The sequence below is a fragment of the Streptomyces sp. NPDC029216 genome, from assembly GCF_040648015.1.
In the GTDB taxonomy this organism is placed as follows: Bacteria; Actinomycetota; Actinomycetes; order Streptomycetales; family Streptomycetaceae; genus Streptomyces.
The window spans coordinates 1-13,932 of record NZ_JBEZWL010000176.1; the positions used below are offsets into that span (position 1 = coordinate 1).

At 74.4% G+C, this 13,932-nt stretch carries 14 protein-coding genes and 2 pseudogenes; 11 read left to right on the plus strand and 5 right to left on the minus strand.

Annotation, left to right across the window (positions count from 1 at the left end):
- The 5 genes and pseudogenes from AB0F18_RS34910 to AB0F18_RS34930 form a co-directional block, all read left to right on the plus strand.
- A partial coding sequence (locus AB0F18_RS34910) for a pseudouridine synthase (protein ID WP_362068138.1) occupies positions 1 to 953 on the plus strand: 953 nt, incomplete at its 5' end.
- Between the two features lie 147 nt (positions 954 to 1,100).
- Positions 1,101 to 1,253 (plus strand): annotated as a pseudogene (locus AB0F18_RS34915) (nicotinamide mononucleotide transporter); the annotation flags it as partial.
- A 53-nt stretch (positions 1,254 to 1,306) separates the two neighbouring features.
- Complete coding sequence (locus tag AB0F18_RS34920; RefSeq protein ID WP_362068141.1) at positions 1,307 to 2,392, plus strand: AAA family ATPase; 1,086 nt, start codon at positions 1,307 to 1,309, stop codon at positions 2,390 to 2,392.
- A gap of 98 nt (positions 2,393 to 2,490) precedes the next feature.
- Positions 2,491 to 3,180 (plus strand): NUDIX domain-containing protein, encoded by a 690-nt coding sequence (locus tag AB0F18_RS34925; RefSeq protein ID WP_362068175.1) that lies wholly within the window; start codon positions 2,491 to 2,493, stop codon positions 3,178 to 3,180.
- Positions 3,177 to 4,193 carry an ADP-ribosylglycohydrolase family protein gene (locus AB0F18_RS34930; protein WP_362068143.1) on the plus strand — a complete coding sequence of 339 codons (1,017 nt, stop codon included), beginning with the start codon at positions 3,177 to 3,179 and terminating at the stop codon, positions 4,191 to 4,193. The genes AB0F18_RS34925 and AB0F18_RS34930 overlap by 4 nt, the downstream gene beginning before the upstream one ends.
- Before the next feature lie 28 nt (positions 4,194 to 4,221).
- Here the strand turns inward: AB0F18_RS34930 and AB0F18_RS34935 are convergent, their stop codons facing one another.
- From AB0F18_RS34935 to AB0F18_RS34945, 3 genes are all read right to left on the minus strand, one after another.
- Positions 4,222 to 4,902, minus strand: coding sequence for a nucleotidyltransferase domain-containing protein (locus tag AB0F18_RS34935; RefSeq protein WP_362068145.1), 681 nt, complete (start codon positions 4,900 to 4,902; stop codon positions 4,222 to 4,224).
- A 29-nt stretch (positions 4,903 to 4,931) separates the two neighbouring features.
- Positions 4,932 to 5,414: a Rieske (2Fe-2S) protein gene (locus AB0F18_RS34940; protein ID WP_362068148.1), complete on the minus strand. Its 483-nt coding sequence runs from the start codon at positions 5,412 to 5,414 to the stop codon at positions 4,932 to 4,934.
- Positions 5,415 to 5,500: 86 nt separating this feature from the next.
- Entirely contained in the window at positions 5,501 to 5,845 is a 345-nt protein-coding gene (locus AB0F18_RS34945; RefSeq protein WP_362068151.1) for a DUF952 domain-containing protein, read from the minus strand.
- A gap of 138 nt (positions 5,846 to 5,983) precedes the next feature.
- Here AB0F18_RS34945 and AB0F18_RS34950 point away from each other — a divergent pair, with 138 nt between their 5' ends.
- The 4 genes from AB0F18_RS34950 (at position 5,984) to der (ending at position 10,093) form a co-directional block, all read left to right on the plus strand.
- A complete protein-coding gene (locus AB0F18_RS34950) occupies positions 5,984 to 7,072 on the plus strand; it encodes a prephenate dehydrogenase (RefSeq protein WP_362068154.1) in 1,089 nt (362 codons plus the stop codon).
- A gap of 135 nt (positions 7,073 to 7,207) precedes the next feature.
- Positions 7,208 to 7,909, plus strand: a complete 702-nt coding sequence (gene cmk, locus AB0F18_RS34955; RefSeq protein WP_362068157.1) for a (d)CMP kinase — start codon at positions 7,208 to 7,210, stop codon at positions 7,907 to 7,909.
- Positions 7,870 to 8,553 (plus strand): lysophospholipid acyltransferase family protein, encoded by a 684-nt coding sequence (locus AB0F18_RS34960; RefSeq protein WP_362068160.1) that lies wholly within the window; start codon positions 7,870 to 7,872, stop codon positions 8,551 to 8,553. Before cmk ends, AB0F18_RS34960 begins: the two co-directional genes overlap by 40 nt.
- 76 nt (positions 8,554 to 8,629) lie before the next feature.
- A complete protein-coding gene (gene der / locus AB0F18_RS34965) occupies positions 8,630 to 10,093 on the plus strand; it encodes a ribosome biogenesis GTPase Der (RefSeq protein WP_362068163.1) in 1,464 nt (487 codons plus the stop codon).
- Positions 10,094 to 10,109: 16 nt separating this feature from the next.
- Here the strand turns inward: der and AB0F18_RS34970 are convergent, their stop codons facing one another.
- Positions 10,110 to 10,544 carry a hypothetical protein gene (locus tag AB0F18_RS34970; protein WP_362068166.1) on the minus strand — a complete coding sequence of 145 codons (435 nt, stop codon included), beginning with the start codon at positions 10,542 to 10,544 and terminating at the stop codon, positions 10,110 to 10,112.
- Between the two features lie 218 nt (positions 10,545 to 10,762).
- Positions 10,763 to 11,578 carry a hypothetical protein gene (locus tag AB0F18_RS34975; protein WP_362068169.1) on the minus strand — a complete coding sequence of 272 codons (816 nt, stop codon included), beginning with the start codon at positions 11,576 to 11,578 and terminating at the stop codon, positions 10,763 to 10,765.
- Between the two features lie 292 nt (positions 11,579 to 11,870).
- Between AB0F18_RS34975 and AB0F18_RS34980 the strand changes: the two are divergent.
- Together AB0F18_RS34980 and AB0F18_RS34985 are read left to right on the plus strand one after the other, a co-directional pair.
- A pseudogene (locus AB0F18_RS34980) lies at positions 11,871 to 12,452 on the plus strand (transglycosylase family protein); the annotation flags it as partial.
- 248 nt (positions 12,453 to 12,700) lie between these two features.
- Positions 12,701 to 13,750 carry a YafY family protein gene (locus AB0F18_RS34985; protein WP_362068172.1) on the plus strand — a complete coding sequence of 350 codons (1,050 nt, stop codon included), beginning with the start codon at positions 12,701 to 12,703 and terminating at the stop codon, positions 13,748 to 13,750.
- Positions 13,751 to 13,932: the final 182 nt, after the last annotated feature.

Genomic DNA, 13,932 nt, shown 5'->3' on the forward strand with positions numbered 1-13,932 from the left:
CGGGCGGCGGCGGTGCCCGCGGCGCCGCGTCGCGCGGCGGAGCCAAGGGCGGTCCCCGTACCCCCTCCCGCACCCCCGGCATCGGCGGCGCCGGCGGCCCGCGCAGTGGCCCGGGCAGCCGCAGCGGCCAGTCCCGCCCCCGCGAGCTGGACGCGCGGATCGAGGAGCGCGTGCGCGACCGGTACGCCGACAAGCCCGTGATCAAGACCCCGAAGACCTTCCCGGGCGCCGAGCTGGAGGGTGAGCGCCTGCAGAAGGTGCTGGCCCGGGCCGGTATGGGCTCGCGCCGCGCCTGCGAGGAGCTCATCGAGCAGGCCCGCGTCGAGGTCAACGGCGAGATCGTCACGGAGCAGGGCAAGCGCGTCCAGCCGAAGGACGAGATCAAGGTGGACGGCCTGACGGTCGCCACCCAGTCCTTCCTGTTCTTCGCGCTGAACAAGCCGGCCGGCGTCGTCTCCACCATGGAGGACCCGGACGGCCGCCAGTGCCTGGGCGACTACGTCACCAACCGCGAGACCCGCCTCTTCCACGTCGGCCGGCTCGACACCGAGACCGAGGGCATCATCCTCCTCACCAACCACGGTGAGCTGGCCCACCGCCTCACGCACCCCAAGTACGGCGTGCAGAAGACCTACGTGGCCGCGATCACCGGCTCCCTGCCGCGCGACATCGGCAAGCGGCTCAAGGACGGCATCGAGCTGGAGGACGGCTGGGCCCGCGCCGACAACTTCCGCGTCGTCGACCAGGTCGGCAAGAACTACCTGGTCGAGGTGACCCTCCACGAGGGCCGCAAGCACATCGTCCGCCGCATGCTGGCCGAGGCCGGCTTCCCGGTCGAGAAGCTCGTCCGGACCTCCTTCGGGCCGATCGAGCTCGGCGACCAGAAGTCCGGCTGGCTGCGCCGCCTCACCAACACCGAGGTCGGCATGCTCATGCGCGAGGTCGGCCTCTAGCCGCCCCCGACACCTCCTGCGGAAGCCCGCGGTGCCACCGGCACCGCGGGCTTCCGCGTTCCCGCAGCCCCTTGCCCGAGACCCCGCGCCTGTTTATAGTCAAGATGACTATTAAAGGGAGCGGGTGGTCGCATGGGGTCGAACAACGTGTTCTTCATCGCCCTCGCCGCGTACGGCTGGTGGTCCTGGACCCACGGGGGTGGACCAGGAACCGCCGAGGCCCTGCCGGTGCGCCGCACCACGCGCACCGAATGGCTGTGGCTGCTCGCGGCGGGGGCGGTGGGGACCGCCGCCCTGACCCGCCGGCGGCGCGTCCTCCCGGCGGGCGGCGCCCGGACGGTGGGGGCGGCGGCATGAGCGGCAAGCGCTACGGGCATGGGCTGGTGCTCGGCAAGTTCTACCCGCCGCACACCGGCCACCACCACCTGGTGCGCACCGCCCAGGACCAGTGCGAGCGGCTGACCGTGCTGGTGTGCGCCGCCTCGGGGGAATCGGTGCCGCTCGCCGACCGGGTGGCCTGGATGCGCGAGGAGCACCCCGGCGCGCACGTGGTCGGCGCGGTGGACGACATTCCCGTCGACCTGCACGACCCCGCCGTCTGGGAGGCGCACATGGCGATCTTCCGGGCGGCGGTCGGCCGGCGCGTGGACGCCGTGTTCACCTCCGAGGCCTACGGGACCGAGCTCGCCCGGCGGTTCGGCGCCGAGGAGGTCTGCGTGGACCCGGCGCGCAGCCTGTTCCCGGTCTCCGGGACGGCCGTACGCGCGGACCCCGCCGGCAACTGGGAGTTCCTCGGCCCGGCCGTACGGGCCGCACTGACCCGGCGGGTCGTCGTCCTCGGGGCCGAGTCCACCGGGACGACGACCCTCTCGCGGGAGCTGGCCGCGCACTACCGGCGGCGCGGCGGGGTGTGGGCGAAGACCGGCTGGGTCGCCGAGTACGGGCGCGATTACAGCGAGGAGAAGCTGGCCGCGGCCCGCGCCGTGGACCCGGCGGCCGCTTGGGAGGACATGTCCTTCACCTCGCGCGAGTTCCCGGTGATCGCCCGGCGGCAGGACGAGAACGAGGAACGGGCCGCCCGGCTCGGCTCGCCGGTGCTGTTCTGCGACACGGACTCCTTCGCGACCGGCATCTGGCACGAGCGCTACGTCGGCGGACGCAACCGGGAGGTCGAGCGGATCGCCGCGCGCACGAAGCGGGACCTGTACCTGCTGACGGACCACGCCGGGGTGCCCTTCGAGGACGACGGGCTGCGCGACGGGCCTCGGCTGCGGCCCTGGATGACCGCCCGCTTCCGGCGGGAACTCGCGCGCACCGGGAGGCGTTTCCTGGTGGTGGGCGGCGACCGGCGCTCGCGGCTGGAGCAGGCCGTGGCGGCGGTGGACGGCCTGCTGGCCGAGGGCTGGCACTTCGCGGCACCCCTCCCGGAGCGCCGGTGAACGCCCCGACGGCGGACCATGACGACCGCCACCGCCCGGCGGGCCCCGGGCCTGCCGGCTCCGCGCCCTACGACCCGTACGCCTTCGAACCGTTCGCGGTGACGGTCGACCTGGCCGTGCTCACCGTGCGCGGCGGCGCCCTGCACGTGCTGCTGATCCGCCGCGCGCGGGAACCGTACGCGGGCGCCTGGGCGCTGCCCGGCGGGTTCGTGCTGCCTCGGGAGTCCGCCGAGACGGCGGCCCGCCGCGAGCTCGCCGAAGAGACGGGCCTGCCGCCGGAGCTGGTCGGGGCCCTGCACCTGGAACAGCTGCGCACCTACAGCGAACCGGACCGCGACCCGAGGATGCGGGTGGTCTCCGTCGCCTTCACCGCGCTCGTCCCCGACATGCCGGAACCGGCCGAGGACGGCGGCGGGGACGCCGACCGGGCCCGCTGGGTGCCGGTCGGGGAGGCCTCGGGGCTCGCCTTCGACCACGCCCTGATCCTCGCGGACGCACGCCGGCGGGTGGGCGCGAAGCTGGAGTACACCTGCCTCGCCACCGCCTTCTGCCCGCCCGAGTTCACCCTCGGGGAACTCCAGGCCGTCTACGAGACGGTCTGGGGCACCGGCCTGGACCGCCCCAACTTCCGCCGCAAGGTACTCGCCACGCCCGGCTTCGTCGAAGCCGTGCCCGGAGCCGCACGGCTCACCGGCGGCCGCGGCAAACCGGCCGCCCTCTACCGGGCCGGCCCGGCGACCACCCTCCACCCGCCCCTCCTGCGTCCCACGGAAGGACCGACCCCGTGACCGCCTCGAAGCGCGCCGCGACCGGCGCCCTGATCGGCCTGGCCCTGGGCGACGCCCTCGGCTTCCCGACCGAGTTCAACGACGTCCCGTCCATCCTGGCCAAGACCGGGCCCTGGCGGCAGATGCGGCTGCCCCGCCCGGCGATCGTCACCGACGACACCCAGATGACCCTGGCCCTGGCCCGGGGCATACGGACGGCCGCCGAGCGGGGACCCGTCGGCCCGCTGCGGCTGGCCCGGCCGGTCCGCGAGGAGTTCGTCGACTGGTACCACTCCCCGGAGAACAACCGCGCCCCCGGCCGCACCTGCCTGGTGGCCTGCGGGCTCCTGAACGACCCCGGGCGGGACTGGCGGGACGCCAGCCAGATCGGCTCCAAGGGCTGCGGCGCCAACATGCGCGTGGCACCGGTCGGCCTGGTCCCCGGCTGGACGGACGAGGAGCGCGCGGGCGCCGCCCAGCTCCAGTCGGCCCTCACCCACGGCCACCCCACGGCCCTCGCGGCCTCCGACCTGACCGCCCGCGCCGTGTACCTCCTGGCCCAGGGCACCGAGGTGACCGGCCTGGTCGGGCGGCTGCGCTCGTACGCCCTGGAGAACCGCACCCGCTACCACGAGCGCTGGCTCGGCGACCTGTGGATGCGCACCGCCTCCGACGCCTCGCCGGAGTCCTTCATGGCCCGGGGCTGGGACGAGTGCCTGGCCGCCCTGGACCGGCTCGCGGCCGCTCTGCGCACCCCCTCCCCGGAGACCGACCCCTGCCTGACCACCGGCCAGGGCTGGATCGCCGAGGAGGCCCTGGCCACGGCCCTCCAGTGCTTCCTCCTCTTCCCGGACGAACCCCTCCTGGCCCTGCGCCGCGCGGCCTGCACGGCGGGGGACTCCGACTCCCTCGCCTGCCTGGCCGGCGCCTTCGCCGGCGCCCACCTCGGCGCCGACGCCTGGCCCGGCGACTGGGAGGGCGGCATCGAGTACCGCGAGGAACTCCTCGCCTTCGGCAGCCTCTGGGACGCGTGAGCGGCCCGTCCTGTCCGCAGGGCGAGGCCTAGAGGGCCGAGGCGCGGCGGGTGCGGTGGAGGAAGTCGGACACCCGGGACAGGTCGGGGTCGGGCGGCAGGGGGGTGGCGGCGAGGGCCGCGTCGGATTCCTCCGTGAGACGGGTCATCCAGGCGTCGACCTCCTCCCACGTCAGCTCGCCCCGCTTGACCGCGAGGAGGCCGTCCCGGTAGGGGGCGGCGTCGATCTCCAGGCGGCCGGTGCGGAGCAGGTCGCGGCAGGACAGCAGCAGGCGCAGCAGGTGCATGGCGTGCTTCCAGCGCGGGGCGCCGTGCAGGCGGACGTCCGCGACGAGTTTGCGGTGCTGGGAGACCGCGTAGCGGGTGAAGGTGGCGTGGGCCCGGCGGGAGAGGAACGCCCCGCGCAGCGAGAGGAGCTCCTCGCCCACCGGGGTGATCCGCTCCACCAGGGGGGAGTGCAGGCACTCCAGGATGTTCGGGTTGGCGCGCAGCGCGAGCTCGCAGAAGCGCTCCAGCTCCCAGGAGAACTCCTCCTCCCGCGGCCCCTCCACGTGCGTGGGGGGCTTTTCGAACCGCCAGAAGAGCGGCGTGGGGGCGAGGTAGACACCGCGCCGGTCGGTGTCGCTCGCCTCCGTGGCCAGCCCGAAGGCGCGGGAACCCATCACGCAGGCGTAGACGGTGTGGTCCCGGACCAGGGTGAGGTCGTCCATGCGGGGGAGGGTAGGCGGCCGGGGCCGGGCTAGGCGAGCGAGATTTCGCCGTTCGGGGCCACCGTGATCTTCTTCTCCTCCAGCGGGCGCGTCGCCGGCCCGTGGGCCACCGCCCCGTCCGCGACGTGGAACTTGCTGCCGTGGCAGGGGCAGTCGATGGTGCCGTCCGCGACCTTGTTCACCAGACAGCCCTGGTGCGTGCAGACCGCCGTGAAGCAGCGGAAGGACCCGGCCGTCGGCTGGGTCACCACCAGCTTCGCCTCCTTGAGGACCGTGCCGCCGCCGACCGGCACCTTCGAGGAGTCCACCAGGGGCTTCGCGGCCTGGGGCGGGGCGGACTCCACCGGGGAGGAGGCCGCCGGGGAGGAGGCCGCCGAGGAGGCGGCCGGCGGCGTCGGCGGCTCGGCGGCCGGCTTCTTCTCCTCGTTCCCGCAGGCGGCGAGCGTGCTGCCCGCCAGGGCGGCCGCCCCGGCCGTGAGTACCGTGCGCCGGGCGGTCTGTGACTCTGTCATGTGAGCTCCGTGGTTCGGTCGGTGGCGGGGATGGCGAGGAGCATCCTGGCGCGCGGCGGGCTCCGGTTGAAGCCCGCCACTCCGATTCACCGGCCCGGTTGCCAGGGGATCAGCTCCGCCGGGTCGCCGCCGGGCGTGCGTACGACCTCCCACACGCGCACCACGGCCTCCCGGTTCAACGGCCCGTGGACGTGCGGGTACGGGTCGCCCGGGCCGCCCGTGCGGCGGACCTCCGCCGTCAGGGCCCCCTCGTCCAGTTCCACGGCGAGCAGGGGGCCGGGCGTCACCCGGTAGTGGGACCCCGCGATGGCCAGGACGGTCGCACGGTCCGCCGAGCAGTGGACGAACCCCTCGGCGGCGAGCGAGGCGGGGGAGTACGGGAGCTCGGGAGCGGCGCTCCAGTCCGCGAGCGGGACGATGTGGAAGATCATGCCGGTGGTTCTACCGCATGGGCGTCCACCACCCAGGGCCCGGACCGTCCACAGGGCGGACCGCCGGGTCCTTTCGCGGTACCGAGTGGCTACCCTGAGTCAGGCCCTGCCGTTTCGTGATCACCCTTGGAGCGCCCCGTGAGAACCGCCGTCGTCATCGGAACCGGACTGATCGGCACCTCCGCGGCGCTCGCCCTGACCGCCCGCGGGATCGCCGTCCACCTCGTCGACCACGACCCGGCGCAGGCCCGTACCGCCGCCGCCCTGGGCGCCGGCACCGACGACGCCCCCGAGGGCCAGGTCGACCTCGCGATCATCGCCGTGCCCCCGGCCCACGTGGCCGCCGCGCTGGCCGACGCCATCGGGCGCGGGCTGGCCCGTGCCTACGTGGACGTGGCCAGCGTCAAGGGCGGCCCGCGCCGCGAGCTCGCCGCGCTGGGCGCCGACACCTCCGCATACATCGGCACCCACCCCATGGCCGGCAAGGAGCGCTCGGGCCCGCTGGCCGCGACGGCCGACCTGTTCGAGGGCCGCCCCTGGGTGCTCACCCCCACCCGGGACACCGACCACGAGGTGCTGAACCTGGCGCTGGAGCTCGTCGCGCTGTGCCGGGCCGTCCCCGTCGTGATGGACGCCGACGCGCACGACCGGGCGGTCGCACTGGTCTCGCACACCCCGCAGCTGGTCTCCAGCATGGTCGCGGCCCGCCTGGAGGAGGCGGACGAGACGGCGGTCCGGCTGTGCGGCCAGGGCATCCGCGACGTGACCCGCATCGCCGCCTCCGACCCCCGGATGTGGGTGGAGATCCTTTCCGCCAACCCGGGACCGGTCGCCGACGTCCTGGCCGGCATCGCCGCCGACCTGGAGGAGACGGTGGAGGCGCTGCGCGGCCTCCAGTCCGCCGACGAGGCCAAGCGCCGCGGCGGGGCCGCCGGAATCGAGGACGTGCTCAAGCGCGGCAACGCCGGACGGGTCCGGGTCCCCGGCAAGCACGGCGCGGCTCCCATGGCCTACGAGACGGTCGGGGTGTTCATCAGCGACAAGCCCGGCGAGCTGGCACGGATCTTCGCGGACGCGGGCCGGGCCGGGGTCAACATCGAGGACGTGCGGATCGAGCACGCCACCGGACAGCAGGCGGGCCTCGTGCAGCTCATGGTGGAGCCGCGGGCCGTGGCCCCCCTGACCGCCGAGCTCCGCGAGCGCGGCTGGGCCCTGCGCCAGCAGTAGCCGGGCCGCCGGGCGGGGCTGTCGGCAGCCCCGCCCGGCGGCCCGGGACCGGCGGGTGCGCGGGCCCGGTAACCTGGGGAGGGGCGCTATTGGCGCGCCCGGACACGTACGCGCAACCAGGAAGGTGCCCGCACCGTGGAATCCGCAGCTCCGTCCGCCGTGATCGTCGCCATCGACGGTCCCTCCGGCACGGGCAAGTCCAGCACCTCCAAGGCCGTGGCCGCCAAGCTCGGGCTGCGTTACCTGGACACCGGTGCCCAGTACCGGGCCATCACCTGGTGGATGATCACCAACGGCATCGACACCGATGACCCGCAGGCGATCGCCCTCGCCGCCGGCAAGCCGGCCATCGTCTCCGGTACGGACCCGTCCGCGCCCACCATCACCGTGGACGGCCTGGACGCGTCCGGCCCGATCCGCACCCAGGAGGTCACCTCCAAGGTCAGCGCCGTCAGCGCCGTCCCCGAGGTGCGCACCCTGATCACCGAGCTCCAGCGCTCCATCGCCGCCGAGGCGGCCGAGCAGGCCGACGGCATCGTGGTCGAGGGCCGGGACATCGGCACCACCGTGCTGCCCGACGCCGACCTCAAGATCTTCCTGACGGCCTCCCCGGAGGCCCGCGCCGCCCGCCGCAGCGGCGAGCTGCGCGGCAAGGAGGCCACGGACCTCGCCGCCACCCGGGAAGCCCTGATCAAGCGGGACGCCGCCGACTCCGGCCGCAAGACCTCCCCGCTCGCCAAGGCCGCCGACGCCGTCGAGGTCGACACCACCGAGCTCACCCTCGACCAGGTCATCGAATGCGTCGTGACCCTGGCGGAAGAGCGGCGGAGCAAGTGAGCGATACGCCCTCCCTCAAGGGTGCGGCGGTCGGCAGACGCATCGGAATCGGGCTCATGTACGGGCTCTGGAAGCCGCGTGTGCTGGGTGCCTGGAAGGTACCCGCCACCGGCCCCGTGATCCTGGCCGTGAACCACGCCCACAACATCGACGGCCCCATGGTCATGGGCACCGCGCCCCGGCCGCTGCACTTCCTGATCAAGAAGGAGGCGTTCGTCGGCCCCCTCGGTCCCTTCCTGGACGGGATCGGGCAGGTGAAGGTGGACCGCTCCGGCACCGACCGGACCGCCATCACCCGCGCCCTGGAGGTCCTCGACCACGGCGGCGCCCTCGGGATCTTCCCCGAGGGCACCCGGGGCGACGGGGACTTCGCGTCCCTGCGCGCCGGGCTCGCCTACTTCGCGGTCCGCAGCGGCGCCCCGATAGTGCCGGTCGCCGTCCTGGGCAGCACCGACGCCAAGGGCCGGCTCGTCAAGGGCCTGCCGCCGCTGCGCAGCCGGGTCGACATCGTCTTCGGCTCCGCCTTCGAGGCCGGGGACGGCACGGGCCGCCGTACGCGGACCGCGCTGGACGCGGCCACCGTACGCATCCAGGACCGGCTGACCGCCCACCTGGCCGATGCCAAGCGCCTCACCGGGCGCTGAGCGAGACTTGAACCCAGTAGTGGAACCGCGCCGCGCGGGCACCACCGACCACCACGAACGACGAGGAACGGACTTCATGAACGACCAGCACGACCACGGAGCACTTGGCGACGCCGAGTACGCGGAGTTCATGGAGCTCGCCGCGGAGGAAGGCTTCGACCTGGAGGACGTCGAGGACGCCATCGGCGAGGCCGGCCACGGACCGCTCCCCGTACTCGCCGTCGTCGGCCGCCCGAACGTCGGCAAGTCGACCCTGGTCAACCGGATCATCGGCCGCCGCGAGGCCGTCGTCGAGGACAAGCCGGGCGTCACCCGCGACCGGGTCACCTACGAGGCCGAGTGGGCCGGCCGCCGCTTCAAGGTCGTCGACACCGGCGGCTGGGAGCAGGACGTCCTCGGCATCGACGCCTCCGTCGCCGCCCAGGCCGAATACGCCATCGAGGCCGCCGACGCGGTCGTCTTCGTCGTGGACGCCAAGGTCGGGGCCACCGACACCGACGAGGCCGTCGTCAAGCTGCTGCGCCGAGCGGGCAAGCCCGTCGTGCTGTGCGCCAACAAGGTCGACGGCCAGAGCGGCGAGGCCGACGCGGCCGCGCTGTGGTCGCTGGGCCTCGGCCAGCCGCACCCCGTCTCCTCGCTGCACGGCCGCGGAACGGGCGACATGCTCGACGCCGTCCTGGAGGCGCTGCCGGAGGCCCCCGAGCAGACCTTCGGCGGCGCCGCGATCGGCGGGCCGCGCCGGATCGCCCTGATCGGCCGCCCGAACGTCGGCAAGTCCTCGCTGCTGAACAAGGTCGCGCGCGAGGACCGCGTCGTCGTCAACGAGCTGGCCGGCACCACCCGCGACCCGGTCGACGAGCTGATCGAGCTCGGCGGGGTCACCTGGAAGTTCGTGGACACCGCGGGCATCCGCAAGAAGGTCCACCTCCAGCAGGGTGCCGACTACTACGCCTCGCTGCGTACGGCCGCGGCCGTCGAGAAGGCGGAGGTGGCGGTCATCCTGATCGACACCACCGAGAACATCAGCGTCCAGGACCAGCGCATCATCACCATGGCCGTCGAGGCCGGCCGCGCGATCGTGATCGCGTACAACAAGTGGGACGAGCTGGACGAGGAGCGCCGCTACTACCTCGAGCGCGAGATCGAGACCGAGATGCAGCAGGTCTCCTGGGCGCCCCGGGTCAACGTCTCGGCGAAGACCGGCCGCCACATGGAGAAGCTGGTCCCGGCGATCGAGGCCGCCCTCGCGGGCTGGGAGACGCGCGTCCCGACGGGCCGCCTGAACGCCTTCCTCGGCGAGGTCGTCGCCGCGCACCCGCACCCCATCCGCGGCGGCAAGCAGCCCCGCATCCTGTTCGGAACCCAGGCGGGCAGCAAGCCGCCGCGGTTCGTCCTCTTCGCCTCCGGCTTCCTGGAGCACGGCTACCGGCGCTTCATCGAGCGCCGCCTGCGCGAGGAGTTCGGCTTCGAGGGCACCCCGCTGCACATCTCGGTGCGGGTGCGCGAGAAGCGCGGCGCCCAGTACAAGAAGAAGAAGTAGCGGCAGCGGGCCGGGGTCAGTAGCCCCGGCGCGGAGCGGGCGGCAGGGCCGCCGGGATGTGCTGCATCCCGGTGTGGTGCTGTCGCCCGTCGCCGTATCGGGACCCCGCCGCGGTCCCGGAGGCCGGTACGGCGGCGCCGGCGTGGGCGTACAGGGGCTGGGGGACGATCGGCGCGGGCGGGTACGCGGGCTGCCACGGGTCGGTCCGCTGCCACGCGGAAGCGTTCCACCCGGCGGTGTACGAGCCGCTGCCGTACGAGACGCCGGAGGAGCCGGTGGAGGAGCCGCTGTACGAGGACCCGTACGAGAACGCGGTGAAGCCGAGGTCCTCCTCGCCGGTCCGGTCGCCCGGCAGGGCCCGGAAGGACCGCAGGTACTCCGAGTACAGGGCGTCGAAGATCGGGGTGTGCGAGGCGGCCGGAGCGAAGTCCAGCTCCCGTGCGGGGCGCATCGGGGGGACGCTGCTCGGATAGGACGGGGCGCGGGAGGGGTCGTATGCATGCACGTATCAGCCAACGAAACCGGGGCCCTGCGGATGCGGGGTGACGGGGCGTAAAACGCAGATCGCCGGGGGTACGCGGGACGGACCGCGTACCCCCGGCGCATGCCGCCCGGCCTCCTTCGCAAGGAGGCCCGGCGGCCGTGTGCGGCGGGCGGGAGGGGCTGGGCTCAGGCGCCCGGGGCGCCCGCGAGGGGCATTGAGGCCGCGACGAGCTTGCCGTTGCTCGCGGCCTTGTCCAGGGCGTCGCGGAGCAGGTCCTCGCGCGGCTGCTGGCCGATGGAGCCCACGGGGGCGGCATAGACGAGGACCCGCTGGGTCTTGTTGACCGCGGCCCGCCAGCCGTCGGTGACGGACAGCGCCTGGTGCGCCTGCCACCAGGACGCCTGGGGGCCACCGCCCACACCGGGCTGGAGCACGGCGTGCAGCTGGCCGCCGGCGAGCAGGACCGACCAGCCTTCGAGGGCGGACGGCACCTGGTTGGTGTCGGTGACGGGGATGAAGCCCTGCTCGATGAGGAGCGGCAGGAAGTCGTCGCCGGGGCCGGTGGTGCCGGGGCGGGCGATCGGCGCGGTCGGCTCGACGACGAGGGCGGGGTGCAGCTCGCCGTTGATCAGGATCAGGCCGCTGGTGATGCCGAGGACGGCCTGGCCGCCGGGGACGTTCTGCGGGGCCTCGCCGGCGGGGACCGCCTGCTCGGGGGCGGGGCTGTCACCGGTGATGCTGCGGACCGCGCCCTGGAGCTCGGCCTCGGAGACCGTGACGACCTGGGAGGGGATGCAGCCGGCGTGGGCGAAGGCGAGGACGGCCGTCTCCTCGCCCACGAACAGCACGGTGCTCGTCGGGTCGGTCTCGGGGTCGCCGGGGGTGCGGCAGGAGGTGCAGTCGTAACTGCCCGGGGCGTCGTCGCCGGTGAGCAGCCTGTCGGCTTCTTCGTCACCGATCTCGGCACGTACCTCAAGACTGACGTCGAGCATGCGCGGCACGGGGGGGCTCCTCATTCGTGCGGAGGCCGGGGGGTTCCCGGCTCGCCGAGCACAACGGCCGAGCCTCGGCCGGGGTCACGCCGTTTGAGGGAACGGAATCGAACCGGCCACCCGAAGGAGTGAATCCCTCGGTAGGGGCTTCGTTTTTAGGGCAACTGTTGCTTGCTTGTGCGCAGTTGATGGCTGCTGCTGGCCGTTTCGGGGCGGGGTGGCGGTCGCCCGTCCGGGTGGGGCGCGGGGGAGACCCGCGTGGCGGGGCGGGCGCGGGGCAGGGGCTGCGTAGCGTGGCGCGATGCCCGATGTCCGTTTCCGGCGGGCCGCGTCCGCGGTCTGCGCCGCGCTGGTGCTCGTACTCCCGTGGAGCGCCGGCGCGGTCGCGGCGCCGCCCCCGCCGGCTCCCGGGCCGGCGGGGGCCGCGCATCCCGGCTCGCCGGGCGTCATCGGGCAGGGGCCGGGGGACTGCGGGCCGGGCGGGGAGTGGCCGTGGGACTGCGTCGCCGACTGCGAGAGCAGCGGGCGCTGGGCGGTGAACACGGGCAACGGGTTCTACGGGGGCCTGCAGTTCTGGCAGCCGACGTGGGAGGAGCACGGCGGGCTCGTGTACGCGGCGCGGGCGGACCTGGCGACGCGGGAGCAGCAGATCCGGGTCGCGGAGGACGTGCTCGGGGTGCAGGGGTGGGAGGCGTGGCCGGTGTGCGCGAAGCGGTACGGGCTGGCGGGGCGGATGCACGTGGTGCGGGGCGGGGACACGCTGGACGGGATTGCGCGGCGGCGGGGCGTGCCGGGGGGCTGGCGGGGGCTGTACGAAGCGAACCGGACCGTGATCGGCCCGAACCCGTCGTCCCTCAGACCGGGCCTCCTCCTGACCCTCCCGTCCCCGCCGGCCCCGGACCCCACGACCCCGGCGTCCCCACCGACCCCGGTCCCTGCGGGCCCGACCCCGGTGGGCCCGGTCCCGTCCGCGCCGGCGCCGTCCCCGGTCCCTGCGGGCCCGTCCGCGCCGGCGCCGCCCACCCCGTCGGCGTCGGCCCCCGCGATGCCGCGCGGGTAGGGGACCCAGCCCCGCGCAGCGGTTCGGAGGCGGCGGCGCCGGGGTGGGGCGGGGCCGCGTAGAAAGGGGGGATGCTCGAGACCTCCGCGCGGTTGCTGCGCCTCCTCTCCCTCCTCCAGGCCCACCGCGAATGGACCGGCGCCGACCTCGCCGAGCGCCTCGGGGTCACGCCCCGGACCGTCCGCCGGGACGTCGACCGGCTGCGGGAGCTCGGGTACCCCGTCAACGCCAGCCCCGGCACCGGCGGCGGGTACCAGCTCGGCGCCGGGGCCGAGCTGCCGCCGCTGCTGCTCGACGACGACGAGGCCGTGGCCGTAGCCGTCGGGCTGCGCACCGCCGCCGGGAACGGGGTCGAGGGGATCGGGGAGGCCTCCGTGCGGGCCCTCGCCAAGCTGGAGCAGGTGCTGCCGGCCCGGCTGCGCGGACGGGTCTCCGCCCTCAACGAGTTCACCGTGCCCATGCTCCGCGGGCCCGCCCGCGACACCGTTGACCCCGCCGTGCTCACCGAGCTCGCCGCGGTGTGCCGGGACGCCGAGCGGCTGCGCTTCGGGTACCGGGACCACGGCGGCACCGTGAGCCGCCGCACCGTCGAGCCGCACCGCCTCGTGTGCACCGAGCGGCGCTGGTACCTCGTCGCCTGGGACCTCGACCGCGAGGACTGGCGCACCTTCCGCGCCGACCGGATCGAGCCCCGCCCGCCGCACGGCCCGCGGTTCACCCCGCGCCCGGCCCCCGCCGAGGACCTCGCCGCGTACGTCTCCGAGGGGGTCTCGCAGCGGGCTTACGCCGCCCGGGCGGTGGTGCGGCTGCGGGTGCCGGCCGAGGCGGCGGCGCGGATCGTGGGGCCCTCGGACGGGGTGCTGGAGCCGCTCGACGCGGACAGTTGCCTGCTGCGCACGGGGGCGGTGAACCTCGACGTTCTGGTGATTCACATCATGCTGCTCGGCTGTGAGTTCGAGGTGGTGGAGCCCCCCGAGCTCACCGAACGGATCGGGGGGCTAAGGGATCTGCTCGGCCGTGCTCTGGAGGGTGCGGGAGGGGACCGGAATTCCGGCCGGGAGGATTTGAATTCCGTCCGCGGAACGAATGATTCGGCGCCGCCGGCCGTCGACAACCCGTGACACAAGCGTGACCCGGTACGGAGGAACCTCTGGGCGCGCGGGTGACGGGCCGGGCATATGAACGACGGAACGGCGACGGTGTAACGGCGACGGCGGGCCGGTCCCTCGGACCGGCCCGCCGTCATGGTGCGGGGTGGGGTGTGCGTACCGTCCCCGCGGTGGTGCATCAGCCGCCGGTGGCC